The sequence below is a fragment of the Candidatus Phytoplasma pyri genome (genome assembly GCF_046600495.1).
Classification (GTDB): Bacteria; Bacillota_I; Bacilli_A; order Acholeplasmatales; family Acholeplasmataceae; genus Phytoplasma; species Phytoplasma pyri.
On the sequence record NZ_JBKIOZ010000005.1, the window covers coordinates 1 to 26,000 of the forward strand.

Consider the following 26,000-nt stretch of genomic DNA (forward strand, 5'->3'; position numbering starts at 1 on the left):
TATATTTTTATTCATTTAAAACTCCTTTTCAAATTTATTTTTATATATATTTAATTATTATTTATTTTTTGGTTCTAAATATAAGGTTTAAATCATTTTGTCAGTATATTTTTAATTTGTTTTTACTTTATGATAATATATAATAAAAAATTTGATTCTAATTTTTTATTAAAAAAATACTAAATTGACTAAGTCTCTATAATTTGTTAAATTAATTATTTTCAAAAATATATTCAAAATATTTTTTTTATATTAATGTTTTAAATTTTTAATTTAAATATTAATATAAAATTTTCATTTTTTTATTATAATTTAATAAAAAATTAATATAAGTAATCATATTTTATTTTTATATTTTTTTTAGTAAAAATTTTTATATTTTTCTAAAATTTAATTTTTATTAGTCATTAAAACGTAAAAGAATAAAATTCAATTTAATTAATTTTTTTATAAAATAAAAAAAACAATAAAAAATATGATATATAACATGTATTCTAAATTTTATTTATATATAAAATTATATTATAATTTTTTTTAAAAATTTTGTCAAATTTTTATTATTTTTATAAAATAAAAATACAAAACTAAATATTTTTTAATTAAATTAAAGAAATTTTATGCATTAGATTTTTTTATAAAACCATAACAACAAAAAAATAATATTTTTATTTATGATTAAAATAAAATATAAATTTTATTAATATATTTAATCTATATTTTTACTTTTTTTAAAATTTTTTTCATATTAAAAATTAAATTTATAATTAAGTTCATAATTTTAATTAATTCTTTTTTATATAAAATCTTTTTTTATTTTTTCTTTATTATTTAATATAATATGAAATTAAAATATTAAAATAATTTTTTAAAAAAATATAAAAAATAATAATTAATGTATATAACTTGATAATATATATATAATTTAATCGGACTTAAATAGTAGGTAAATATACTCAAATATATTTATCTGCTATTTTTTTTTATTATTTGTTTATTATTTGGAGGTTTTGGTTTATTTTTATGTTTTTTTTAATAATTTTAATAAAAAAGAGAAAGGTAGGAATTATAAAAAATGGTTACTATAAATTTAAGACAAATAGTATTTTTTATTGGTGTATTTGTTATTGTTATGTTGGGTTATTTATGGGTAGCAAATGACTTAACACCTCAAAAAGTTTTAAAAATTATTTCTAGGGAAGCAAGAACAACCGAAGAAGTTAAAAAAGTTGATACAAAAAAAGACGATAAAGGCGATAAGTAAAATATTTTTTTAGTTGAGAGGTAAAAAAAATTTTATCTCTCAAAAAAATATTAAAAAGGAGTGAGGTGTAATTATGGCAAAATTATTTTTAACTAATAAACAATTAAAATATTTTAAAAATAGTGAAATGATTCAAAAAAAATTTTTAACTCCTAAACAAGTTAAATTTATAAACGAAATTAGTAATCAAAAACAAAAACCAAAAAAACAAAATAAAAAATCAGGTAATTATTCATTAGCTTTAACATTATAATTAAAATTTTTAATTATTTAAAAAAAAGAATGCATTAAGTTCTTTTTTTTAAATAAGCGTTAAATATATTTAAAGGAGTTTAAAATGTTTTTTGATAATAATTTCTCTACTCGGATTTATGACAAACATAGTAAAAAAAAAGTTTATCAATTTTATTTAAAACTAATTGACGACAGTTATTTTAAAATTGGGGTTAATCAGTTAAATAAGTTTTTTACAAAATATTATTTTACTGATTTTGAGAAACGTATCGATTCCATGTATGAATTTGCTGAATATTTAGAAAGGTATCATCAAAATAATAATTATTTTTTAAATATTCAACGCCGTCGCCCTTTAATTGAAACTATTGAGGAAAATTTTCATACATTATTATGTATTATGAGGGAACCGTATAGCTGTGAAAGTTAATAATTTTTCAAGGAGAAAAAAAATAAATGAATATTAAAATTGAAAGTTTTGAAATTAAAGGCATTGATTTTTTATTATGGATTGGGTTTTTGTTTTTGGGTAGTATTCTTACTTATTATTTTTATAAAAAAAATATTATCAATTTAGTGACAAAGAAATTAAAAAAATTGTTTTAGGGATGACTAACGGCAGTATTAATATGAGGGATTATAAATACATTCGTAATATAGTTTATGCAAATGAGAACGCTTTAAATTTACATAAACAGGCTTATTATGTCGGTCATGATGGGGCTGAGCCACAAAGTCCAAGCTATCTTAACGACCAACAACGCAAAGAGTATGCTATTGATTATATTTTAAGTGGTTTAAGAGACCGCGGAATAATTTTAAACTCTAATGAGGAAAAATTAAAAGATATTGAGGCTTTAAAAGATAGTGCTACTTTGGATATTTTAAAAGAGGAATAAAGGAACAATGAAAAATTTTAAAATTAAGTGGTGTCAGGAATCTATTGAGGCGGATGTTAAATATTTAACGCGTTGTTTAGAAAAATTTATTACTAGGGAATATTTATTTAAAATTCAAGTTTCTACTTCAGTTGATGAAATTAAAATAAAAACTTATTTATTAGAACATTTAAATAAATTAGTTATGAATATTTTACAATTAGCTATAACTTACATTGAAAGACATCCCCAAGGGGATATTAATTATAAATTAAAAAGAATTAAAAATGGGGAATTATATTATTTTAAATTACAATATATTAAATTTTTACAAAAAGAATTTAATTATAACTATCATCGTATTAATAATTATTATTTTGATACTTTTGTTGAGCCTATTATTAAATATATTCAAAATGTTATTTTTAGACACCAAATTTTAAATTAAGTATTAAAAAAAATGATAAATTTTGAAATTTATAAGCTTAATTTTAAAATTAAAGCCATCAAAAAAGATTTAGATGTTTTTATTAAGGGTCAAATTTGGCCCCAAGCGGAATTTTTAAAATCCTTAGAACGGTTAAGAAGGTATTTATTATTTGAAATTGGGAGCTTAATGCAATATATTTTAAGAAAAGAATTTTTAACATTTCTTTTAAGCAATCATAAAAAAATATTTGCTGATGTCGAAAATTTAAAATATTTAAGAAAAAAGGAATTACAACGCTTTAAAAAAAATTATTTTTATTTTTTAAAGGTTTTAGGTTATTATTATGAACCTAATCAACAACAATTAAATTTAATTGTTAATTTAGTTATTGAATATATTGAAAAATATTTATATGTTAAATATTCTTTGTTTGAAATTGTTGAATAAGTAAAGTACTTTTTAAATTATTTAAAGAAAACCAAAAGGAAAATAAAAAATGGATAGACAAGATTTTTTTATCAGTAAAGTAACGGAATTGAATGCATTAATTAAACATTTAGAAATATTTGAAAAAATTCAAAAAGATTTTAAAGCGTATTTTGTTGAAAAATTTAGTTCTTTTTTAAATGAAATTGAAATTGAAAAACTTAAAATTATGTATCAAGAAATTAGTGCCAATAAACCACCTATAAAACAACAGTATTATTTAGAAAAATTTAAGCAAAAAGCTTTAAATAAATTTGATAATAAAATCGAACAATATTTTAATAATGTTTTTAATTATCAAAATATTTACGGTTATATGGACGGTTATGTTAATTATCGCGACCAAATTTACCCCAAATATGATAATATTAATGATTTTATTGATGCAAAAATTTTAATGATTAATGATTTTATTAGGGAAAAAATTTATGATGAGGACTTTTTAAATATTGTTAAAATTGATAAAAATCATCGACAAAAAATAAATTAATGTCAACTTTTGAAAACGAAATTGCTTTTATTAAAAGAACCCTTAGAACAATTTATTAATTGTAAAAATATTATTTTTGTTGATTTTTTTAAACCCTATTATAAATTAAAAGATTATTTAATGGTGGAAATTATGGCCTTAGTTCAACAGCTTTTAATTTTAAAAGGTGAAATTATTTATGATTGTCAAGAAAAATATCATTTAGATAATAAAAAAATCTTTTATGAATTACAACGCGTTAAACGCATTGAATTATATTTTTTTCAACAAAAATTTATTAGTTATTTAGCTCAGGAATATAATTATGAATTTACTCCCAAAAATTATTATGAGGATATAATTGTTTATCAAATTATTAATTATATTGAGGACTGTATTTTTAAAAATGCTATTTTAAATTAAAGTAAGGAAAAAAATAAGATGTTTAAACTTTTAGAAATTTTAGTAATTATTATGTTTATTTTAGTTTTAATGTTAAATGTTATTTATGTTATTCAAACTACTAAAAATAACGATTCTTTAACTAGTATCAGCCAAACCCTTAACATTGGCATTTTATTTTTAATTGTGATGTATTTAATTTGTTTAAATTTTAAATTAGATTTTAAAGGACCAAGTGAGCCTAATGATGCCGAACCTCAAACTATTAAAGTTGTTTATGAGGGACTTAAATAAATCGGTTAATTTAGATAATATTTTATTAAAAAAAAGTTTTTAAGGAGAAAAAAAATGACAATTGTATTAACACGAATTATCAAAAATGTTTTAGCGTTTACCGTTTTAATTTTGGTTGGTGGTTCCATTGGTTATTATTTTAATTTTTACCATGTGGAACAAAATTTTAATTTAATTGACTATCTTAATTTTTTATTAAGCATTGTTTTATATGAATTAATTAGGGATAAAATTTTAAATGGTTTTAAACAAATTTGTTAAAATTCCCTCACGCTTATTATTTTTAATAAGCTTTTTTTTATTGTTAATGGTTAATAATAATTTATTAGTTAAAAAAATTTATGCTACTAATAGTCCTTTTCAGGATTATGAATTGTATTTAATGGGATTTCCGGAATATATTCAATATGGAGAAAATCTTATAGGTAAAAAATTTAAAGACGAAAAAGATTTTTATTTTGCAAGAATTAAAGGATTACAGGAAACAATAAAAAATATTAATGATAATAATAATGATAAAAAAATTATTAGTGAAAAACAAAGCATTATTTTTGAATTAAGTGATAAAATTAGTAATTTAAATAATCAAAAAAAACAATTACAAAATACTATTAATGATTTAAATAGTCAAAATATTCAATTACAAAATACTATTAAAGATAAAGATGATAAAATTAATGATTTGAATAGTCAAAAAAATCAATTACAAAATACTATTAGTAATTTAAATTATGAAGTTAGACAATTGAATAATAAAATTAGTGATTTAAATAGTCAAAAAAATCAATTACAAAATACTATTGATAATTTAAATTATGAAATTAGAAAATTACAAAATGCTATTAAAGATAAAGATAAAATTATTAATGATTTAAATAGTCAAAATATTCAATTACAAAATACTATTAATGAATTAAATATTAAATTACAAAACGCTATTAAAGATAAAGAAAAAATTATTAATGAATTAAATAATGCTATTAATGATTTAAATAATATAATTAAAGATAAAGAAAAACATATTGATAATTTAAATAATTTAATTAATAATCAAGCTGATACTATTAATGATTTAAATAATACTATCAATGATTTAAATAGTCAAAATATTCAATTACAAAATACTATTAATGAATTAAATATTAAATTACAAAACGCTATTAAAGATAAAGAAAAAATTATTAATGAATTAAATAATACTATTAATGATTTAAATAATATAATCAAAGATAAAGATAAAAATATTAGTGATTTAAAAGACCAAATTGAATTTATGGAAAGTATTATTAAACTTAAAGATGATGATATTAATAATTTAAATAATAAAATTAATGATTTAAATAATACTATTGGTAATTTAAATAGTCAAAATATTCAATTACAAAATATTATTAAAGATAAAGATGTTATTATTAATGATTTAAATAGTCAAAATATTCAATTACAAAATACTATTAAAGATAAAGATAAAAATATTGATGATTTGAATAATTTAATTAATAATCAAAATAATACTATTAATAATTTAAAAAAATATCAAACTCAATTAACGCAATTAGAAAATTACCAAACTAAATTAAAAAACGGCCCTTTTTATTTTAAAATAATGCATTTTTTTAAACGGTTAACGGAATTTATTATTTTTGATTTACTCGGTTCCTTTTATGCAATCAGTTTTTTATTAATCATTGCCTTTATTCTTAAAATTGTCATTAGGTATAAGCACTAATGGGATTAACAGCCTTAGCTGCATGGGCTTTATTTGCAGTAGGGGCCAAATATGGAATTCAATATATAATAACTAAAAATATCCCTCAGTGGATTTTAGATATTTGTAATCCGATTAAAGAATTTTTAGAGTCTCTTTATGGTCCTATTACTTGGGTGTTATTTATTACTAGTATTTTAACAATGTGGTTTTTTGGTAATTATGTTATTTTAGCGTTTCAGTGGTTTTATGATGTCTTTAAAATTATAATTAAAGTTATTATTAAAATAAAAAAAATTATCATTAAAACCATTATTAATATTATTATTGTTGTTTATGTTTTTGTTAATAATATTTTTATCGGTTTATTTCAATTTTTTTTATGGATAATTAAAGTTATTTTTTTATGAAAGGAAAAAATATGTTTAAAAAAGTTAAAATTAATTATTTAATGTTAATTTTATTAAGTTTTTTATTAATCATTATTAGTAATTTAAATATTAAAGCGAAAGAATTTAATTTTTTAGATTTAGATGCTAAGGATTTTAAAAAAAGAGATAATACTTTTGAAAGTTTACAAGTAAGTGTAATTAAACCTTTAAAATATATTAAAATTAATGAATTTGAAATATGGCCTCTTTATGCATCGGATGATAATGTAAATGAAATTAAAATTAGAATTTTTTTAATTTGGAATGGATATAAAGAAATTAACATTTCAATTTTTAGAGATAAAATTTTTTTTAAAAGTACAATTGGTATTCATGAATTGATTTTAAAAAATGAATTTATTAAATATTTTAATGATAATAAAGTTCAAATTAATAAAGAAATTACTGAATTTGAATATAATGAATTATTAGAAATTTTTAATGGTGAAAATAAAATAATTATTAATGATAAATATTTAAAAAATTCATTAACTGAAACAGTTCAATTAGATACTGAGGAAATAAAAAGTTTTACTCAACAAGTTGAAAATAATACTAAAATAGCTAATGAATCTAATGAACGAGTTAATAAAACTAGTGAAAAAGTTAAAGAGGCTAAAAGTTATTTACAAATGTTTTATGACTTATTTGGTGATTATTAATTATTAGCGGCTACTTTATTTGGGATTGTAATATTTTTATTTTTTGTTATGTTTATTTATATGTTTATAAAAAGATTTTATCAATTATTATAAAAGAGGTTAAAAATGTTAAAAAAAAATATCATTAAAATTAAAAATATTATTTCAACTATTTTAATGTTAATAATTTTAATAGTTTTAAATATTCCAATTAAAGCGATGATGGCCGGTGTTCCTCCTGCTGTACCACCATCAGGAAATGATAAAAATAATTATAATAATACAAGGCATGATTGGTTTGAGGAACGAATAAGACAAGAAAAACAAAAAGAAATTGATGAAATAACTCAAAGAGATATAGAACGTGAAAAGGAAAAATTAAAAGCTCGAACCAAGGAACAAGATGAGGAGGAATTATTACCATTACCAAAAAATAATAATGATATTGATAATCAAAAAAATATTAAAGTTATTGCTGATGTGGATAAAGATGTTATTCAAAAGGTTCCTAATAAATCGGATTTAACACCACTTAAAAAGGAAATTGAGACTTATATCGGTTTAGGTAAAGGTTTTTTTAATTGGCCTCAATTATTTAATTTATTAATGTGTTTAAATTTGTTGTTAGATTTTTTCTTATTTATCTATTATTATTTTAAAAAGTTTAGTGTAATATTATAATTTTTTTTAAAAAAAGAAAAGTTTAAAAAAATCAACTTTTATTTTTTTTTAAGGTTTCTTTGATTTTAAAAAACTGTTGACATCAAATTAAATTTTAAAATTTAAATTTAAACCCATCTTCAAAAACAATTTTAGGAATAATTGGGGCAGAGTTAGGAACATTTTAGAACTAAACTAAAAAAAACTGAAATGTAGTACCGTTTTAGGAACACTTAAAAAAAATATTTAAGCTTAGTTTTAAACGTTCCTAAAATGGGAGTACATTTTAGTTTTTTCCTTCATGAAAAAGGCGATGTTCCTTAAATAGGTTTTTTTATTCTGAAAGTTTTAGGTACTAAAAATTTACTGAATGAAAAAAGCTATTTTAGGAACAAAAGCCATGGCGGAAATTACCAATCTAAAATGTTCCTAAACTGTTCCAATTGTTCTTAAAATCCTACCCACTAACAGGGTTTAAGTTTAAATTTTAAGGGCAATATTCTATATTTTAAAAAGTGTTTTTAATGATAATTTTAAGGAGTATTAAATGGTAAAAAAATCAAATATTATTTTAAAAATTGCTTTAACTAAGTTGCCACGTGTTTATTATGTGATGCCACCAACTGGCTATTTAGTTAAATCAAAAAAAAAATATTATCGTTGTCGTGACAAAAAAATCAATTTAGCAATTGAATATTAATAATTAAGTAAAAAAAAGGCTTATTTTTTTTTGGCTAAAAATCACCTTTAAAGGAGTTATTTATGGCAAATCAAGTAAATAAAAATCAAAATCAAATTGATTTATTGGCCCCAGTTGAGGAGCGTTATAATCGTTTTCCTCCAGAGGATTGTAATTTAAAGTTTAGTGATTTAAAAACTGATAACAGCGGTACCGAATTAACACCGGCCGTCGTACAAGCTTATAAAGCTATTTTAACGCGTCCCAATTTTCCCGATTTAGAAAAAACTCAAATTTTAAATAAAATTAAATATTGTAAAGTTACTCAAATTGGTAATAAAAAAGTTGTCAAAATTATTAGTCAAAAAGTTAGAAATTATATTTACAATCATTTAAGTTTAAATAAAATTGTTAGTGGCATTGTTAATTATGTTAAATTTGACCCTCAAAATGGCTATTATAATCATTATTTTTTTGATAAAGATAAATTAAGCCAAAAAAAAGCCTTACAACATCAAACGTATTTAACCGCGCGGAGTTTAGATTTAGGGAGCACTCGCGAAATTAATCACCTTTGTATAAATTTTATTAATCAGCACGGTGGTTTTAAAAACGAAGAACAACGAGAAACTATTAGAACTTTTTTAAAGGAAAAATGTCAAGCCTTTGAGGAACTTTTAGGCCCTTCTTATGCTAATCGGTTTAAATATCGGCTTTATGATTTACAGCAAATTGTTAATCATGAAAGTTTTAACTCTTATCATTTACCAGAGTTAATTAAAACTGGGATTATAAAAAATACTGATTATGAACCGTTAAGATTAAATTTTCACGATAATGATTTTTTTAATTGTGGTTATGATTTAATTCAACAAGGTAATACTTATAAAGGTTTTCAACAAGATTATCTTTTAAAAGATGCTACTTATGTGATATTTGATTTAGAAACAACCGGCTTAAATAGTGAATATGATAGAATTATTGAAATTGCCGGCGTTAAAATTAAAAATAATGTTGTTATTGAGGAGTTTAGTAGTTTAGTTAATCCCCAACGGGTAATAAGTTCCAAAATTGAGGCTATCACTCATATAAAAAATGCTGACGTTCAAGGTCAACCTTTAATATCAGAGATTTTACCGCGTTTTTTAGAGTTTTGTCACGATAGTATTTTAGTCGCTCATAATGCTCGTTTTGATTATAGTTTTATTAAAGCCAATTATTACCGTTGTTATCAAAAACCGTTAACCGATATGCCTTATATTGATACTTTAAATTTAGCTAAATTTTATTTTATGAATAAAGCTAATATTTTAAAAAATAAATTACAAGGGCATTTAACTTTAAAAAATTTAGCTTATCATTTTAAAGTAAAATTAGTAAATCATCATCGTGCTTTATGTGATGTGTATGCTACTAAGGAAATTTTTATTAAAATGTTACATTTTTTAAATCGCGAACAAATTACTCATTATCAACAATTACATCTTTATCAACATAATAATTTTGCCCGTCATCGTGTTACCAGCCATATTAAAAAAGTTGCCTATGATGAATTTTATATTAGTATGAAAAAATATTTAAGTGTTAATAAAGTAGAAAAAAATATTACTTTTACCGATTTTGATAATCAAAAATTATTTAATTTTTTTAAATTAAATTTTGGCAAAGTTTTACAACGTTATTTTATGGAGTATCAAAATATTTATATTCCTAAAATTACTAAATTTTATTTAGCTAAATACCAAGCTGAACGTACAACATATTTTTATTATCAAGCACAAATAAATCATTTTAATAAAGTTAGAAAATTAGTAAAAGACTTTGATGAAAGTGAAAGGGCATATTTTGAAACTATTATTTTTAAAACTTTTCCAGAAAATGAACCGTTACACGTTTTTTTTAATTTAATTTTTACTTTTAATTATCAAAATTTTAATGCTTTTGAATGGAGTGTATTTTTAGAGGGGGAAAAAGCTTTATATATTGAAATCGAACAATTTTTTATTAATATTATTCAATATTTAAATGTTTTATTAAGTCATAACAACGATATTCAAACTTTTAATCAAGAAACCCAACGTTTAATAACTTATAAAGACCACGACCAATTTTTAAAAAGTAAAAAAAATTTTAAAATTAAAGCCGAACATAATTTTATGTTAAGTTCCTCAATTAGTTTTTTAACTTTAACCGTACCCGGTTCTTTATTAACTCAAAGCCCTATTTTTATGCATGAAGTATTAAGGCAGTTTTGGGATACTGTTAATACAAAATTAAAAAAGTTAGGTTATCAACCGAGTCAAGATTTTCCACGGATGACCGTGACCGAATTAACTAAAAAAGGCATTATCCATTATCATAATCTTTTTAAAATTGATTTAGCGGATATTTTAGGGGTTTTAAAAGGTGATGAGGCTCTGCAATGGTGTTATGAAAATTTAAGCACTTATTATCCCAAAGTTAGCCAAGCTAACAGTTATATTTTTAAAGATAAACAATATAATCTCCAAACTAAAAGCTTTAAAACTAGTTATATTAAGTTTAGTAAACATATCCCTAATACCCCTATTAAAGGTGGTATTATGTATATCCCTCTAATTTTCATTTATTGGATTGAGGCTTTTCAAAAAACTTTAAGTAATCAAAAAATTATTAATCAATTACCTAAATCAATTTTGCAGGCTCATTATAATCCTCTTAAAGGCATTTTAGAATCCAAATTGCCTTTACCAACATCACAAGACTATACCCACATTAAACGGCATAAAGCTTTTGACCCAGTAACTGGCAAGGAAATTACTAAGAATTATATTTTTAATAATCAAAAAGATTTTTATCATCAAGGTCATTATCGTCGTTGTGAATTTAAAAACAGTCAAAATAATTTTATGCAAAATATTATTAAATATATTACTAAATATGTCTCTAAATCTAATAATAACGCTACTAATAATATTTTAAAATTATATAACAAGCGGATTTTTATCAGCTCACGCGCTTGTAAAAAACCAGTTATAAATTATTTTCAGTGTTTTGATAATGAAATTGCTAATCATTTTAGTTTAAAAGGTTATTGTTTGGACCGTCGAAATTATGGTGTTTATAATTTTGTCAAGTCCTCAATTAGGAACCCTATTAAAAAATATATTATTAAAAAATATTTACAAGAAAAAAATAAATTTGCTTTAATCGATGTTAATGACAGCAATACTATTTTTGAAAAAATTGCTCTTTTAATCTTAATTCAAGGGGACCGGCAGGTCCAAAGGGATTATCAATTAAATCCCTTAAAATATAATGAATATCAACAATATAATTTATATTTTTATCAAAATTAATTAAAAAAAAATTAAATATCAATATTGTAGGCATTTTTTAAATTCCTATGTTTTGTGTTTTAGTTGCATTCTTAAAAAAGTTATGTTACAATGCAAATATAAAAATAAATCAAAAAAAATCCAAAAAAAAAATTAATTTTATTAAAAAAATAGTTTAAAAAAAATGATTTTTACATATTTTCAAAATTTTTTACTATTTCATAAAAAAATAATTTACCTCAAATTAATAAATAAGTCGATAAACACGTTTATATATGTTTTCTTTTCCTTGATATACAAATCATTTTTTTTTGGTTCTTTTTCTTTTTTTAAAAAATTTAAAAAAATATACTTAGAATTTACAGAGGTAAAATTTTATTAAAGAATTTTTTAAGTTTAAAAATTAGTAATAATAGGTTGTTTAAAAAAAAATGACTCTCAGTTTGAGAGTCATTTAATATTTTTTATTAATCTTTTTTTATTGATTTTGGTTTTGGAGTTTTTTCTTTTGATTTTTCATACATTATACTAATCGGAAAATATTTATGGGAATTAATAGTTTTATTAAAATCTTTTTCTAAAAAACGGAAAAGCCCTAATAATTGAAATAATTTTACATAGTAACACCAAAGACAAGCAACCGTTTCACATTTATAATATGTCATCGCTAAAAAAACAATAATAGCTGAAAAACGAATTAATATATAATTAATTTTATTAAAAATTGGGTTTTGATTTATAGTGGGATGAAAAATTGAAATTAAAAACACTATAATTACAGCTAAAACAGTAAACCCAAATAAAAAAACGAATTTTCTTAAAAAATAATTTTTTCTCAAAGGTAATTCTTCACTATATTTAATACTTTTTCTAAATCTACTTATATTATTTCCTGTAGGCAACGATTCATAAAAATCAATATTATTTAAGGTTTTTTCTTTATTAGGATCTTTATAAATAATTACTGTTCCTCGCATTATTTTAAAACAAACATAAGAATAGAATCCCATTATAATCAAGAATGAAATAAAAATAAAAATTCCGAATATTATTTTATTTTGCATAAAACCCATATGTTTTGTTAGGCATAACAATGGAATAATAGAAATTAAAATCAAAAAAGCGATTATATCTTTAATTATTTGTTTACGTTGCATTTTATAACCTCCTTTCTTGATATTTTTTTATAATTTAAAAAAATTTTTTATTAATTAATCTTTTTTTATTGATTTTGGTTTTTTACTTTTTTCTTTTAATTTTTCATAATACCTTATACTAATCGGAAAATATTTATGGGAATTAATAGTTTTATTAAAATCTTTTTCTAAAAAATGGAAAATTCCTAATAATTGAAATAATTTTACATAGTAACACCAAAAACAAGCAAAATCTTCAATAATAATATATGTCGTCACTAATATAACCATAATAACTAAAAAACTAATTAATATATAATTAATATTATTAAAAATCGGTTTTTTATTTATAGATGGATAAAAAATTGAAATTAACAACATTATAATTACAGCTAAAACAGTAAACACCAATAAATAAAGGAATTTTCTTAAAAAATAATTTTTTCTCAAAGGTAATTCTTCACCATATGTACTTAATTTATGATGATATAACAAACTCCCTTTATTACTGCCATCTGGTAATGATTCACGAAAATCAATATTATTTAAGGTTTTTTCTTTATTAGGATCTTTATAAATAAATACTGTTCCTCGCATTATTTTAAAACAAATATAAGAATACACTCCCATTATCACTAAGAATAAAATAAAAATAAAAATTCCAAATATTATTTTATTTTTCATAAAACCAATATGTTTTGTTAGGCATAACAATGGAATAATAGAACCTAAAATCAAAAAAGCGATTATATCTTTAATTATTTGTTTACGTTGCATTTTATAACCTCCTTTCTTGATATTTTTTTATAATTTAAAAAAATTTTTTTAGAAATGGGAAAAATTTAGTAGCAGTGTCATAAGTACCGTAACCAATATCTTTAGCTGTATTAATGGTTGCATTACCAACACTTTTAAAGACTAATGCGGTACCTGTACCAACGTTATTTGCGAAATCTAAAGGGTCGTTTACTTTTTTATAATTATCTTGCTTAAAAAGATTTTTTCCTACCTCATTAAAAACGTTAACTGGATAACTTTTTGCTTTTTGGTAAGTTTCCCAAGCTTCTAAACCTCCTCTTGCTATTTCACGAGCTACTGGAATATCGTCCACTACAGCGGTCACATTCATCATACCATCTTCCACAAAGCTAATAAATGAACTGGCCTTTTCTAAAGCGGTAGGATTTTGTTCTAAAATATCAACTACTGCATCCACTAATTTTTCAGTTGCAACCCCAGCAGTACCAGCAATTACAAATTTACCTAAAGGCATTTTTTCAATAGCTTTTTTAGATACTTTTTGAGCAATCTTTTTTATAATTTTTTCAATAGTTATTTTTTTTATAAGTTTTTCAATACCTGATATTTTACCTGATATTTTTAAAGTCAATTTTAGTGCAGGATTATCTTGAGCATGTATTGCTTTTAAAATATCATGATGTTGTAATACATCCACATCTTTTATTTTCCAAAAACAATACATATGGGGTGAATCATTGCCTAACCATCTTAAATCCACAAAATCATAATTGTGATCTCTTTTGTATCTGGTACCACCATCAAAATAAATGGCTAGAATTTCTTCTTCATCCTTAATATTCCAATGAATAGAATCTTCTGGATTAGCATTATAAGAGGAAATATTACTTACAGAACCACTAAAATTAGGGTTAATATGGGTTTTAATATAATTTAGAACTGTATTTTCATCAGCATCAGGTTCTAACATGACGTGAATAATTTCTGTTTGTCTAATAGTTCTTTCAAAAAATTCATTATCACGCAACGCAAAAATTGAATTATCAAAAACAAATAATAAACAAATAGTAATCAATAAAATAATTTTTTGAAAAAAAGCAAATTTACTTTTTAACATCATATAATCAATACAAAACCTCCAATTATTTTTTTTATATTTCATAAAAATATATAAAAGCAAATTAATTTTTTCACATCATATAATAAATGCAAAACCCCTCCAATTATTTTTTTGATAAAAATATTGAATAATTAAAATCAAAATTTAATGAATAATATAATTTAAATGATAATCCCCCTTCTAATAATTAGTTTATTGGTTTATGACACGGTAGTTAAATTTTTTGTCATATTATGTTATTTTTTATCATTAATTATAGTTTTGATTAATAAATAGAAGCGCGCTCTTAAATCGCTGTAAATCTCAGAAATAGGAGAGCGTTAGAAGTACCAAAAAAAAAAAAAAATTATTTATTAAATTTAAATATATGATAAACAAAAAAAATATTTTGTCAAATTTTAAATCTTTAATTTTTAAAAAGTATTTAAATGTTTATTTTTTGAGATTTAAAGAACTTAAAGGTATAGGTGTATTTATTTTTATTTAACCTCAATATTAAAAAAACCTCCTGTTAATTTTAGGAGGTTATTATTCATCAAAATTATTTATATTGATTATCTAAAGCTGCAATTTGTTGTTGACATGCGGCTGTAATTTTCTGACATTCAGTTTCATATTCAGTAATTTTTTGTAATTCAGCTTTTAATTGTGATAATTTAGTTTGTCTTTCAATAATTTTAGCTTGTATTTCTCTGTTTGTGGTTTCTAATTCTTGAATTTGTTTCTCAAAGTTTTGAATTGTTTGTTTATTTTCTGATGTTTGTTTTTTGTCAAGATACATGATTTTACTATCATTATATGTTTTTATTTTATTTTTATTTCCTTCTATGTCATGATTAGCTTGTGGAATTTCTCTTTTTTCAATATCGTTTATTTGAAGTTTTAAATTACCTTCTTTTGATATTGCACTTTCACCATATTGTTTATTTTCGATAAACATTTTTTTGTTTTTTTCAATTTGTTCTATAAAACTATCACTTTCTTTCAATTTTCGTTCTAATTTATCTTTTAATACTTGAATACTTTCAGGACCAGCAACAATACCTAAGGTTTTATTTTCATGTTTTAATTTACCATCTTGTTAAGAAAATATTTTAATTAATTATTTAAAAAAATACCAAATTTATCATCAAAAAAATTTTAATGGTTTTGAATTTGAAAAAGTTATTTTTTATTTTTTAATTCAAAACTATAATTTAATTAACCATATTTTAAAAATGTAATGTTTTTAATAAATTTTATGATTTAGAAATTAATTTTTACATAAAATTTTTATTACATAAAATTTTTATTATTTAAACAAATATTAATCATAAAAATTTCAAATCCTATATTAGAATCTATCTGATTAGTTTTAATTAAATATTTTAATTCTAATAAATTAATAAATAAATTATTAATTTTATTAATTGAAAATAAATAAGTTTCTTTTATTAAAAAATAAACCTTTCCAGGAGAAAAATTTAAAATAGAGGAAATTTGTGATTGACTATTTTTTTTTAATAATAAATCTTTAACTATAATTAATTGTTTTAATTTAATAAACATTTGATTAATGATGTAATAAGTATTTTCTTTATTTTTTATTAAATATTGAAATATATTGTAAGCAGATTTTATTTTATTATTTAAAAAGTAATTAATTAATTTAAAAATATAATATTCAAAACCAGAAAAAACTAAATTTTCTAAAATATTTTCATCAATTTTAGGTTCATAATAACTATAAATTTGAATTTTTTTTATTTCTTCTTCTAAATAAAATAAATTATAATTAGTTTTTTCAATTAAACTAATAATAATTTTATTAGAAATTTCTAACCCTTTTTTTTTAAATTTTTTCTTAACATAAATAAAAAAATCTTTTTTTTGTAAAATAGGAATTTTAATAATTCTAAAATATTTATTTAAAATATTTTTGATATCTAAATTAAAATTAAAATTTTCACTAAAAAAATAAAGTATTATATCTAAGCGTGGGTTTTTAAAATAATTAAATAAAAATTGGTTTTTTACATTAATTGAATCAAATAGCAAATCGCTTTTCTTAATAATAATTATTTTTTTAACATAAAAAAAATTAGTTGTATTTAATTCTTGTTCTAAATTATATAAATTATTTTGTTCTGGATTATAAAAAATATAATGAATTTTTTTTTTTTTACTTTGTTTAACTAAAAATTTAATTTTTTTTTCTAAAAAAAATGTTTGATTAACGATTGTTAAATTAAGTGGAGATAAAATCATTTTAAACTCCTTAATTTTTTAATAATTTAAAATAATTAACTAATAAATAATATGAAAAAAATTAAAATATATAATTTTATTTTTTATATTTTTTTTTATTACTAGGGTTTAAAAAATAAGTTGTAATAGAAAAAGAAATCATTTTTAAATTACTTAATAAAATACTATTTATGTTAAAACCTTCTTCTGGGTTTGAAAAAAAATTTATTAAAACAAAAAAGAATGAAATACTATAATTAAAAATAATAATAACTAAACTAATATCTTTATTTTTATAAATAAATAAATATTTAGCTATAATGTCTATACCACCTGTAGAACTCCCAATTTTAATTGGAATAATCAAACAAATAGAAATTAAAATTCCTGATAAAATAGCTCTTAAAATATTTTTATTGAGTTCTGTTGATTCTGTATCAAAAATACCAAAAAAATTTTTACTTTTAGCAAAAAAACCTTCATTTTTTGTATTTTCTAAAATATTAAAAGAAAAAAAAGAAACAAAAAGAGAAATAAAAACAATAGAAAAAATGGCATTAATATTAAAATTTTTATCTAATTTTGGTAAAGCTATGAATAAGAATAATAAAAGATTTACCATTATATAAAGAAAAGAAGCAAAATAATCTTTATATTCTTTTTTTAAAATTTCGATTTTAATCAAAAGTCTAGAAATTGCATCAGAAACACCATAAATACCAGAAGTGTAAATAACACATTTATATTGGGTACCAAAAAAACAAATACTAAAATAACCAAATAAAAAACAACAAACCATAGTAATTAAAATAATTTTTAAATCTTTTGTTTTGAATTTTTATTTTCTACTTTCTATTATTATTTATCATTGATATTTTGAAAACAACGTATACATAAATCATCAATGTTTTTTTTATTATATATAATATTCCAACATCTAGGACATATATTTCCTAAAGCTTTAGAAACTTCAACATTAACATTATTATATAATGAAGTTTTAATATTAATTTGTGAAACTATAAATAATTGATGTAAATTATTTTCAATTTTTAATATTTTTAAAGCCAATAAATATTCATCTGTTAATTCTAATAATAATTTTGCTTGTAATGAATTATTAATTATCTTATTTTTTATTGATTTTTCTAATTGTTTAAAAACTATTTCTTTTAAAGAACAGAAAATTTCATAAGATTTTTCAATATTATCAATATTTTTAAATTTTTTAATTTTTGGCATTAATTCCAAATAAATATCTTCTTTTTTTTGTAAAAAAGATAAAGATTGATAAGCTTCTGATGTGGTATGTGGAATAATTGGTGTCAAAATTTTTAAATTATCTATTAAAATATCATAAATAGTTGATTGTATCATTCTTCTTTCTAAGTTATTTTCTTTTTCGATATATAAAATATCTTTAGCAAAATCAAGATAAAAAGCGCTAATTTCATTATTTAAAAAGACATGAATATAACGAACTGCTTTTTCGAATTGAAATTTTTCATAAGCTTCTAAACTTGCTTTTAAAATTTTATTAAATTTAATTATAATAACTTGATGAATTGGTTTTCTTTCGTAAAAAGTTAAATAATTTTTTTCGGGGTTAAAATTGTTTAAATTACCTAACATAAAACGAAAAGTGTTTCTTATTTTACGATATATTTCTTCTGTTTGTTTTAAAATATTTTCATTAACTCGTACATCGATATTATAATTTGTAGTAGCAATCCATAATCTTAAAATATCAGCACCTTTTTTTTGAATAATTTTTAAAGGATCAATTATATTTCCTAAAGATTTACTCATTTTTTGACCTTTACCATCTAAAACAAATCCGTGAGTAATAACTTTTTTATAAGGAGATTGATTATAGACAGCTGTAGAAATAATTAAAGAAGAATTAAACCATCCTCTAAATTGATCTGATCCTTCTAGATAAATATCTGCCGGGAAATTTTGATTTTTAATTTTTAAAATATTAAAAGAAGTTCCTGAATCAAACCAAACGTCCATAATATCTTTTTCTTTAGTAAATAAATGAATTGATTTTTTATTTTTAACATATTCTTCAGGTAATAAATCTTTTATTTTCCATTCATACCAAATTTCTGAACCGTATTTAGCAAATAAAGAAGCTATATGATTAATTATATTAATATCTAAAATAGGAATATTATTTTCATCATAAAAAATAGGAATTGGTACACCCCAAACTCTTTGTCTACTAATAGCCCAATCTTGACGTTCTTTAATCATATTATGCATTTTCATTTTACCCCAATTAGGACACCAATTAACTTTTTTAATTTCAGATAATAATGTTTTTTTAATTTTTTCAATAGATATAAACCATTGTTGAATGGCTAAAAAAATTATGGGTTTTTTAGTACGTGCATCATGAGGATAATTATGAAAAATTTTTTTTTCTTTTAATAATAAACCTATTTTGTTTAAATCTTTAATAATTAATGAATTAGCTTTTTCATAATAAATACCTTGATACTTTTCAGCTACTTTAGTCATAAATCCTTTTTTATCAACACTACAAATAATTGGTAAATTATATTTTTTACCAATTAAATAATCTTCAAGACCGTGAGCGGTCGCAATGTGAACTAAACCAGTTCCTTCAGTTTCTGAAACATATTCTCCTAAAATAATTTTGCTATATCTTTTTACAATTGGATTTTGATATCTTAAATTTTCTAATTCAAATCCTTTAAAAATTTTTATTATTTCGATATTATTATTCCAGTCTAAATTTTTTTTTAAATAATTTAAGTTTTTTGATCCTACTAAATATTTTTTATTATCTATTTTAATTAAATTATAATCAGCCTGAGGATTAACAGCTACAGCTACATTAGCAGGTAATGTCCAAGGGGTTGTAGTCCAAATTAATAATTCAGAATTTTGCCAAAAATCTTGATCAATATTTTTAAAATTTGAAAATATTTTAAAAGATACAAAAATAGAAATAGATTTTATATCATAATATTCAATTTCGGCTTCAGATAAAACAGATTCTAAGAATGGTGAATAATAAACAGGTTTTAAATCTTTAAAAATTAAATTTTTTTGAACCATTTCACCAAAAAATTTAATTTGTTCAGATACATAAATATTATCTAAAGTTATATAAGGTTTATCCCATTCACCTAAAATACCTAATCTTTTAAATTGTTTTTTTTGTTTTTCGATATAATAGTAGGCAAATTTTTTACATTCTTTTATAAAACCTGTCCTAGAATAATCATTTTTATTAATTTTTTTGGAAACAGCAATTTCAATAGGAAGACCATGGGTATCCCAACCTGGAATATAAACTGTTTTATATCCATTCATAGTTTTAAAACGTAAAATAAAATCTTTTAAAATTTTATTTAAAGCATGGCCTATGTGAATATTACCATTAGCATAAGGAGGACCATCATGTAAACAAAAAGTACTGTTATTTTTATTTTTTTCTAAAACTTTTGAATATAAATTTATTTTTTCCCATTTTTGTTGAATTTTAATTTCATTAATGCCTAAATTTCCTCTCATGGGAAAATCTGTTTTTGGCAATAATAAAGTTTTTTTATAATCCATAATTTAATAATTTCCTTAATTTTTTTAAAATATTTTTTAAATTAATTAGACATTAAAATGAAAAATAATTATGTCACCATCTTGAACTATATATTCTTTTCCTTCTAATCGAACCTTACCTTTATTTTTTGCATTTTGGAAATTTTCATGTTCAATTAATTCTTTATACGAAATAACTTCTGCTTTAATAAAACCTTTCTTAAAATCAGTGTGAATAATATTAGCACATTCAGGTGCAGTCATACCTTTTTCAAAAGACCAAGCTTTTGTTTCTTGAGGTCCCGCTGTGAAATAGGTTTTTAATCCTAATAAATCATAACTTTTTTTAATAATTGTTTGAAGAGCAGAATGTTTTAAATTATAAATTTTTAGAAAATAATTTTGTTCTTCTTCATTTAATAAAGAAAGTTCTTTTTCAAATTTAACACAAATAGGAACTAAATTTCTTTTTTCTTTTTGAGTGTAAGATACAATTTTTTTAAATAAATTATTATTTTGAAAATTTTGTAAATTATTTTCTTCGATATTAGCTAAATAAAGCATGGGTTTCAAAGACAATAAATTAAAATTTTTGATTATTTTATTTTCTTCAAAATTTAAAAATGAATCATTAATTTTTTCCCCTTGTTCTAAAGATGTCTTAATTTTATTTAGTAAATTTATTTCTAATAAAATATCAATATTTTTTAATTTTTTACTATTTTTTTTAATTTTTAATAAACGTTTTTCTATTTGTTCTAAATCTGCTAGAATTAATTCAGTATTAATAATATCAATTTCTTTAATAGGATCAATTTTTTCTCTGACATGTATAATATTGTTATTATCAAAACATTTAACAAGATGACAAATAGCATCTACATTTCTAATATGATTTAAAAATTTATTTCCTAAACCTTCTCCTTTAGAAGCACCCTCAACTAACCCTGCAATATCTATAAATTCAATAGTAGTAAAAATAATTTTTTTTGAATTAAAAATTTTAGCTAGTGAATTTAATCTACAATCAAATACATTAACAACTCCTTTATTTGGTTCAATAGTTGCAAAAGGATAATTGGCTTCTAATATTGACATTTTAGTTAAAGCATTAAATAAGGTAGATTTTCCAACATTCGGTAAGCCTACAATCCCTACTTTCATTTTTTAAAATTCTCCTAAAATAGTTAAATTTAAAATTATATAAATACAATTATAACCGAAAAATTAATATTTTTTTTAATAATATTGCATAAAAATAAAAAAATATAATTATTTATTTAATATAAATTATATCATAAATTTAAGTTTAATTTTTTAATTTATGGTATAAAAAAAGCAGTGTTTTAAAAATTTTAGTTTTTTTAAAACACTGTGAAAAGTGATTTACTATATTAATTAAATATTTTTTTTTAAAAATGAATTAATGAATAAATCTAAATCACCATCCATAACAGATTCAATTTGATATGATTCTACATTAGTTCTATGATCTTTTACTAATTGATAAGGATAAAAAATATAGCTTCTAATTTGATTACCCCAACTAATTTCTTTTTGTACGCCTTGAATTGATTTTAAATTAAATTCTTGTTTTTTAATTTCTAATTTAAATAATTTAGTTTTTAAAATTTTTAATGCTTGTTCTTTATTACGAATTTGGCTACGTTCATTTTGGCAATTAATTACAATATTAGTAGGTAAATGTGTTATTCTAACTGCTGAATCATTTGTATTTACGTGTTGTCCACCAGCTCCGCTACTTCTAAAAACATCAATTCTTAAATCTTCTTCTTTAATTTTAATTTCAATATTTTCGTTAATTTCAGGCAAAACATTACAAGAAGTAAAAGAAGTATGACGTTTAGAATTGGAATCAAAAGGTGAAATTCTAACTAAACGATGAACTCCTTTTTCAGACTTTAAATAACCGTAAGCATTAGAACCTTTAATTAATAAAGAAACACTTTTTAAACCAGCCACATCGCCTACTTGATAATCTAAAACTTCAATTTTAAAATTTTTCTTTTGAGCATATTTTTGATACATTCTAAAAAGCATTTCACACCAATCTTGTGATTCAATACCACCTGCGCCAGGATGTAAAATTAAAATAGCATTTTTTTTATCATAAACTTGATTTAATAAAATCTTAATTTCAAAATCTTGAATATTTTTTTTTAAATTTAATAATTCTTTTTCTAAAAATAAAAAATCATTTGTATTTTCTTTAGTTATATTTAATAAAAATGATAAATCTTGATATTCTTGATGAAATTTTTGAATTTTATCAATTTTTTCATTTAAAGATTTAAATTCTTGATTAATTTTTTTAGCTTTTTCAAAATCATTCCAAAATTTAGGTAAATTAATTAAATTATTTAATTTTTTTAAACGTTTTGTTTTTTTATTTAAATCCATTCCAATTTTTAAATTATCTAAAATTTTTTTTAAATCATCTAAAATTAAATTAAATTCATATTTTTCCATTAATGTTTATTCCATATCTCTCATTAATTATTTATAATTTTAATAAATTTAAGATCAAAAAAAATAATTTTAATTATAAACCATTAATTTAAAAAAATTAATTTGGCATTTTTAATAATATTTTTGTAATATCAAAAGAAATTTGTTTTATCATTTGATTAAATAATGTTCTACCTTCTTTTTGATAAGCAATTAAAGAATTTTGTTGTCCATAATTTAAAAAACTAGCCCCTTTTCTTAAATATTCCATGTTAGTAATATGTAAACTCCAATAATGATCAATTATTTTTAAAATTTTTAATCTTGTTTTTTCTATAAAATTTTGTTGATTTTCAGAAATTAAATCTTTATGTGGGAATAATAAAACATTTCTAGCTTTATTTTTAATATAATCAATAATTATTTTTTCATTATTAAAATTTTTATTATTTTCTACTAATTGTTTTAATTCTGTTAAATTTAAAATATTTTTATTAAAAAAATGTAATTCTAAATAATTAATTAAATCTTCTAAATAATTTTGTTTTTTTAAATTTGTATTAGAATTTTTAAAATAATAAATAATTTGATAATTTAAATTTTTTTCAACTAAATCTAAAGCTAGTTTTTTTATTTCTTCACAAAATAAAACTTCTTTTCTTTGTTTATAAATAATTTCTCTTTGAATTCTTAAAATATCATCGTATTTTAAAATATATTTACGATAATCAAAATTACTAGATTCAATCTTTTTTTGAACATTAACCAAAAATTTAGTTATTAATTTAGAAGAAGTTATTTTATTATCTGAAGTATTTATTTTTTTAAGTAATTCTATAATATATTGTAATTTAGAACCGCCAAAACGTTGTAATAAATCATCTTCACCAGAAATAAAAAAACGAGAATAACCAGGATCACCTTGACGACCTGCGCGACCTCTTAACTGATTATCAATTCTTCTTGATTCATGTTTTTCGGTACCTATAACAGCTAATCCACCTAATTCAATTACACCTTCACCTAAAATAATATCAGTTCCACGACCTGCCATATTAGTAGCAATAGTTACAGCACCCTTAACACCAGCTTTAGAAATTATTTCTGCTTCTCTCATATGATTTTTGGCATTTAAAACTTCGTGAGTAATATTTTGTTTATATAATTTTTTAGAAATTTGTTCTGATATTTCAACAGTGATAGTACCAATTAAAACAGGTTGTCCTTTTTTATGTCTATTTTTAACATCTTCAATTAAATATTTCCATTTTTCATTTAAATTTGTAAAAATAAAATCTGGGTCATCTATTCTAATCATAGGCTTATTAGTTGGAATTTCTACTACTTCCATATTATAAATATTACGAAATTCATCTTCTTCTGTTTTAGCTGTTCCTGTCATTCCAGATATTTTTTTATAAAGACGAAAAAAATTTTGATAAGTAATAGTGGCTGAAATAGTAGTTTCAGGTTTAATAGTAACTCTTTCTTTAGCTTCTAAAGCTTGATGTAAACCATTACTAAATTGACGGCCTTTTAAAATTCTACCTGTAAATTCATCAATAATCAATATTTTATCTTTTACAACTAAATAATCTTTGTTATTATGCATTAAAAAAAAAGCTTTTAAAGCATTCTTAATACGATGTAATAATTGTGCATGATTAATATTATATAAATTATTTATTTGAAAAAAATTTTCTGCTTTATTTATACCTTTTTCGGTTAATTCAATAGTTTTAGTTTCTAAATCAATAATATAATGATTGTTTTTTAAAGTTCTTACAAAACGATCAGCTTCACGATAAATAAATTTGGTTTTGATATCTTGACTGGAAATAATTAAAGGAGTTCTAGCTTCGTCTATTAAAATAGAATCAACCTCATCTACAATAGCATAAAAATAATCTCTTTGCATAACCAAATTTTTACGATCAATTTGCATGTTATCTTTTAAATAATCAAAAGATAATTCACTATTTGTAGAATAAAGAATATCACAATCATAAGCTTGTTTTTTTTCTATATTATTTTTATTTTTAGTATTTAAACCAACAGATAATCCTAAAAAATTAAAAACTTTACTTATAATACCTTCAGCTTCACGACTAGCTAAATATTCATTAACAGTAACAATATGTACACTTTGACCGCTTAAAGAATTCAAGTAAGACGGCATAATAGCAGTTAAAGTTTTCCCTTCTCCAGTTTTCATTTCTGCCACATTACCTTGATGTAATATAATAGCTCCTAAAAGTTGAACGTAATAAGGTTTCATTCCGGTAATTCTATAACTAGCTTCTCTGGCTAAAGCATATGCCTCAACTAAAAGTTCATCTAAATTTTTTTTTTGACAAAAAATATTTTTTAATCTTTGTGTTTCTTTTTTAAAATCTTCGTCTTTTAAATTTGCCATTTTTTCATCTAATTGATTAATTTTATCAGCTAAAATTTTAGCTTTTTTTAAATATTTTCTAGAAGAATTAAATATTTTTTTTAAAATATTAAACATAAGTTTTATTCCTTTTTTGTTTTTTTTAAAAAAATTAAATTAAAAAAAATTAAATTTATTATCTACTAAAATTAATAATAAAAGAATTAAAAATTAAAAAAATATCAAATAAATTAATATTTGATATTGAAAAATTTAATTGAATTTAATTTAATTATAAAATAAAAATAAAAAATTATTTATTTAAAATAACTTCAATAGGTTTTTTTCGAGCGAAACTAAAAATAGGATAAAAAATACTAATAAATATAATTAAAAAAGTATTTAATAAAATACTGAAAAATACAATTATTCCTTGTAAATAAAAAATAATGC

At 20.6% G+C, this 26,000-nt stretch carries 27 protein-coding genes; 17 read left to right on the forward strand and 10 right to left on the reverse strand.

What is annotated here, in order from left to right:
- Positions 1 to 1,072 precede the first annotated feature (1,072 nt).
- The 17 genes from ACLHHF_RS01690 to ACLHHF_RS01770 all read left to right on the forward strand — a co-directional run bounded on the left by ACLHHF_RS01690 (position 1,073) and on the right by ACLHHF_RS01770 (position 11,911).
- Entirely contained in the window at positions 1,073 to 1,261 is a 189-nt protein-coding gene (locus tag ACLHHF_RS01690) for a hypothetical protein (protein ID WP_411308103.1), read from the forward strand.
- 73 nt (positions 1,262 to 1,334) lie between these two features.
- Positions 1,335 to 1,514, forward strand: a complete 180-nt coding sequence (locus ACLHHF_RS01695; protein ID WP_411308104.1) for a hypothetical protein — start codon at positions 1,335 to 1,337, stop codon at positions 1,512 to 1,514.
- Between the two features lie 84 nt (positions 1,515 to 1,598).
- Entirely contained in the window at positions 1,599 to 1,925 is a 327-nt protein-coding gene (locus tag ACLHHF_RS01700; RefSeq protein ID WP_411308105.1) for a hypothetical protein, read from the forward strand.
- 26 nt (positions 1,926 to 1,951) lie between these two features.
- Positions 1,952 to 2,101, forward strand: a complete 150-nt coding sequence (locus ACLHHF_RS01705) for a hypothetical protein (RefSeq protein WP_411308106.1) — start codon at positions 1,952 to 1,954, stop codon at positions 2,099 to 2,101.
- A 2-nt stretch (positions 2,102 to 2,103) separates the two neighbouring features.
- Positions 2,104 to 2,394 (forward strand): hypothetical protein, encoded by a 291-nt coding sequence (locus ACLHHF_RS01710; RefSeq protein WP_411308107.1) that lies wholly within the window; start codon positions 2,104 to 2,106, stop codon positions 2,392 to 2,394.
- Between the two features lie 7 nt (positions 2,395 to 2,401).
- Positions 2,402 to 2,821, forward strand: coding sequence for a hypothetical protein (locus ACLHHF_RS01715; RefSeq protein WP_411308108.1), 420 nt, complete (start codon positions 2,402 to 2,404; stop codon positions 2,819 to 2,821).
- 12 nt (positions 2,822 to 2,833) lie between these two features.
- Positions 2,834 to 3,250, forward strand: coding sequence for a hypothetical protein (locus tag ACLHHF_RS01720; protein WP_411308109.1), 417 nt, complete (start codon positions 2,834 to 2,836; stop codon positions 3,248 to 3,250).
- 49 nt (positions 3,251 to 3,299) lie between these two features.
- Positions 3,300 to 3,779 carry a hypothetical protein gene (locus ACLHHF_RS01725; RefSeq protein ID WP_411308110.1) on the forward strand — a complete coding sequence of 160 codons (480 nt, stop codon included), beginning with the start codon at positions 3,300 to 3,302 and terminating at the stop codon, positions 3,777 to 3,779.
- Between the two features lie 9 nt (positions 3,780 to 3,788).
- Positions 3,789 to 4,181, forward strand: coding sequence for a hypothetical protein (locus ACLHHF_RS01730; RefSeq protein WP_411308111.1), 393 nt, complete (start codon positions 3,789 to 3,791; stop codon positions 4,179 to 4,181).
- 18 nt (positions 4,182 to 4,199) lie between these two features.
- A complete protein-coding gene (locus ACLHHF_RS01735) occupies positions 4,200 to 4,454 on the forward strand; it encodes a hypothetical protein (RefSeq protein WP_411308112.1) in 255 nt (84 codons plus the stop codon).
- A 54-nt stretch (positions 4,455 to 4,508) separates the two neighbouring features.
- Complete coding sequence (locus ACLHHF_RS01740) at positions 4,509 to 4,715, forward strand: hypothetical protein (protein WP_411308113.1); 207 nt, start codon at positions 4,509 to 4,511, stop codon at positions 4,713 to 4,715.
- A gap of 46 nt (positions 4,716 to 4,761) precedes the next feature.
- Positions 4,762 to 6,183: a hypothetical protein gene (locus ACLHHF_RS01745; protein ID WP_411308114.1), complete on the forward strand. Its 1,422-nt coding sequence runs from the start codon at positions 4,762 to 4,764 to the stop codon at positions 6,181 to 6,183.
- Positions 6,183 to 6,572 carry a hypothetical protein gene (locus tag ACLHHF_RS01750; RefSeq protein ID WP_411308115.1) on the forward strand — a complete coding sequence of 130 codons (390 nt, stop codon included), beginning with the start codon at positions 6,183 to 6,185 and terminating at the stop codon, positions 6,570 to 6,572. The genes ACLHHF_RS01745 and ACLHHF_RS01750 overlap by 1 nt, the downstream gene beginning before the upstream one ends.
- An 11-nt stretch (positions 6,573 to 6,583) precedes the next feature.
- On the forward strand, positions 6,584 to 7,255 hold the full coding sequence (locus ACLHHF_RS01755) for a hypothetical protein (protein WP_411308116.1): 672 nt from the start codon (positions 6,584 to 6,586) through the stop codon (positions 7,253 to 7,255).
- Positions 7,256 to 7,360: 105 nt separating this feature from the next.
- The gene (locus ACLHHF_RS01760; RefSeq protein WP_411308117.1) at positions 7,361 to 7,915 is read left to right on the forward strand and encodes a hypothetical protein; all 555 of its coding nucleotides are present in this window, start codon (positions 7,361 to 7,363) and stop codon (positions 7,913 to 7,915) included.
- 526 nt (positions 7,916 to 8,441) lie between these two features.
- Positions 8,442 to 8,594, forward strand: coding sequence for a hypothetical protein (locus ACLHHF_RS01765; RefSeq protein WP_411308118.1), 153 nt, complete (start codon positions 8,442 to 8,444; stop codon positions 8,592 to 8,594).
- Positions 8,595 to 8,656: 62 nt separating this feature from the next.
- On the forward strand, positions 8,657 to 11,911 hold the full coding sequence (locus ACLHHF_RS01770) for a 3'-5' exonuclease (RefSeq protein ID WP_411308119.1): 3,255 nt from the start codon (positions 8,657 to 8,659) through the stop codon (positions 11,909 to 11,911).
- 446 nt (positions 11,912 to 12,357) lie between these two features.
- On the opposite strand, the gene ACLHHF_RS01775 is transcribed toward ACLHHF_RS01770, so the two are convergent.
- The 10 genes from ACLHHF_RS01775 to secA all read right to left on the reverse strand — a co-directional run bounded on the left by ACLHHF_RS01775 (position 12,358) and on the right by secA (position 25,685).
- Positions 12,358 to 13,047 carry a hypothetical protein gene (locus tag ACLHHF_RS01775; protein WP_411308120.1) on the reverse strand — a complete coding sequence of 230 codons (690 nt, stop codon included), beginning with the start codon at positions 13,045 to 13,047 and terminating at the stop codon, positions 12,358 to 12,360.
- 54 nt (positions 13,048 to 13,101) lie between these two features.
- Positions 13,102 to 13,803, reverse strand: a complete 702-nt coding sequence (locus ACLHHF_RS01780; RefSeq protein WP_411308121.1) for a hypothetical protein — start codon at positions 13,801 to 13,803, stop codon at positions 13,102 to 13,104.
- Between the two features lie 34 nt (positions 13,804 to 13,837).
- Positions 13,838 to 14,905, reverse strand: a complete 1,068-nt coding sequence (locus tag ACLHHF_RS01785) for a hypothetical protein (RefSeq protein WP_411308122.1) — start codon at positions 14,903 to 14,905, stop codon at positions 13,838 to 13,840.
- Positions 14,906 to 15,446: 541 nt separating this feature from the next.
- Positions 15,447 to 15,893, reverse strand: a complete 447-nt coding sequence (locus tag ACLHHF_RS01790) for a hypothetical protein (protein ID WP_411308123.1) — start codon at positions 15,891 to 15,893, stop codon at positions 15,447 to 15,449.
- 287 nt (positions 15,894 to 16,180) lie between these two features.
- Complete coding sequence (holA, locus tag ACLHHF_RS01795; protein WP_411308124.1) at positions 16,181 to 17,152, reverse strand: DNA polymerase III subunit delta; 972 nt, start codon at positions 17,150 to 17,152, stop codon at positions 16,181 to 16,183.
- A 76-nt stretch (positions 17,153 to 17,228) separates the two neighbouring features.
- The gene (locus ACLHHF_RS01800) at positions 17,229 to 17,930 is read right to left on the reverse strand and encodes a YitT family protein (protein ID WP_411308125.1); all 702 of its coding nucleotides are present in this window, start codon (positions 17,928 to 17,930) and stop codon (positions 17,229 to 17,231) included.
- 59 nt (positions 17,931 to 17,989) lie between these two features.
- Complete coding sequence (gene ileS, locus ACLHHF_RS01805; protein ID WP_411308126.1) at positions 17,990 to 20,725, reverse strand: isoleucine--tRNA ligase; 2,736 nt, start codon at positions 20,723 to 20,725, stop codon at positions 17,990 to 17,992.
- A gap of 45 nt (positions 20,726 to 20,770) precedes the next feature.
- Complete coding sequence (ychF, locus tag ACLHHF_RS01810) at positions 20,771 to 21,868, reverse strand: redox-regulated ATPase YchF (protein ID WP_411308127.1); 1,098 nt, start codon at positions 21,866 to 21,868, stop codon at positions 20,771 to 20,773.
- A gap of 234 nt (positions 21,869 to 22,102) precedes the next feature.
- Entirely contained in the window at positions 22,103 to 23,194 is a 1,092-nt protein-coding gene (gene prfB / locus ACLHHF_RS01815; protein ID WP_411308128.1) for a peptide chain release factor 2, read from the reverse strand.
- 97 nt (positions 23,195 to 23,291) lie between these two features.
- Entirely contained in the window at positions 23,292 to 25,685 is a 2,394-nt protein-coding gene (secA, locus tag ACLHHF_RS01820) for a preprotein translocase subunit SecA (RefSeq protein WP_411308129.1), read from the reverse strand.
- Positions 25,686 to 26,000 lie beyond the last annotated feature (315 nt).

Coding starts and splice junctions, on each gene's coding strand:
- ACLHHF_RS01755 (WP_411308116.1), top strand. CDS start 6,584: ATGTTTAAAAAAGTTAAAATTAATTATTTAATGTTAATTTTATTAAGT.
- secA (WP_411308129.1), bottom strand. CDS start 25,685: ATGTTTAATATTTTAAAAAAAATATTTAATTCTTCTAGAAAATATTTA.
- ACLHHF_RS01760 (WP_411308117.1), top strand. CDS start 7,361: ATGTTAAAAAAAAATATCATTAAAATTAAAAATATTATTTCAACTATT.
- ACLHHF_RS01745 (WP_411308114.1), top strand. CDS start 4,762: ATGGTTAATAATAATTTATTAGTTAAAAAAATTTATGCTACTAATAGT.
- ACLHHF_RS01710 (WP_411308107.1), top strand. CDS start 2,104: ATGACTAACGGCAGTATTAATATGAGGGATTATAAATACATTCGTAAT.
- ACLHHF_RS01690 (WP_411308103.1), top strand. CDS start 1,073: ATGGTTACTATAAATTTAAGACAAATAGTATTTTTTATTGGTGTATTT.
- ACLHHF_RS01715 (WP_411308108.1), top strand. CDS start 2,402: ATGAAAAATTTTAAAATTAAGTGGTGTCAGGAATCTATTGAGGCGGAT.
- ileS (WP_411308126.1), bottom strand. CDS start 20,725: ATGGATTATAAAAAAACTTTATTATTGCCAAAAACAGATTTTCCCATG.
- ACLHHF_RS01765 (WP_411308118.1), top strand. CDS start 8,442: ATGGTAAAAAAATCAAATATTATTTTAAAAATTGCTTTAACTAAGTTG.
- ACLHHF_RS01720 (WP_411308109.1), top strand. CDS start 2,834: ATGATAAATTTTGAAATTTATAAGCTTAATTTTAAAATTAAAGCCATC.
- ACLHHF_RS01705 (WP_411308106.1), top strand. CDS start 1,952: ATGAATATTAAAATTGAAAGTTTTGAAATTAAAGGCATTGATTTTTTA.
- ACLHHF_RS01800 (WP_411308125.1), bottom strand. CDS start 17,930: ATGGTTTGTTGTTTTTTATTTGGTTATTTTAGTATTTGTTTTTTTGGT.
- ACLHHF_RS01735 (WP_411308112.1), top strand. CDS start 4,200: ATGTTTAAACTTTTAGAAATTTTAGTAATTATTATGTTTATTTTAGTT.
- ACLHHF_RS01695 (WP_411308104.1), top strand. CDS start 1,335: ATGGCAAAATTATTTTTAACTAATAAACAATTAAAATATTTTAAAAAT.
- prfB (WP_411308128.1), bottom strand. CDS start 23,194: ATGGAAAAATATGAATTTAATTTAATTTTAGATGATTTAAAAAAAATT.
- ACLHHF_RS01775 (WP_411308120.1), bottom strand. CDS start 13,047: ATGCAACGTAAACAAATAATTAAAGATATAATCGCTTTTTTGATTTTA.
- ACLHHF_RS01750 (WP_411308115.1), top strand. CDS start 6,183: ATGGGATTAACAGCCTTAGCTGCATGGGCTTTATTTGCAGTAGGGGCC.
- ACLHHF_RS01740 (WP_411308113.1), top strand. CDS start 4,509: ATGACAATTGTATTAACACGAATTATCAAAAATGTTTTAGCGTTTACC.
- ychF (WP_411308127.1), bottom strand. CDS start 21,868: ATGAAAGTAGGGATTGTAGGCTTACCGAATGTTGGAAAATCTACCTTA.
- ACLHHF_RS01725 (WP_411308110.1), top strand. CDS start 3,300: ATGGATAGACAAGATTTTTTTATCAGTAAAGTAACGGAATTGAATGCA.
- ACLHHF_RS01700 (WP_411308105.1), top strand. CDS start 1,599: ATGTTTTTTGATAATAATTTCTCTACTCGGATTTATGACAAACATAGT.
- ACLHHF_RS01780 (WP_411308121.1), bottom strand. CDS start 13,803: ATGCAACGTAAACAAATAATTAAAGATATAATCGCTTTTTTGATTTTA.
- holA (WP_411308124.1), bottom strand. CDS start 17,152: ATGATTTTATCTCCACTTAATTTAACAATCGTTAATCAAACATTTTTT.
- ACLHHF_RS01770 (WP_411308119.1), top strand. CDS start 8,657: ATGGCAAATCAAGTAAATAAAAATCAAAATCAAATTGATTTATTGGCC.
- ACLHHF_RS01785 (WP_411308122.1), bottom strand. CDS start 14,905: ATGATGTTAAAAAGTAAATTTGCTTTTTTTCAAAAAATTATTTTATTG.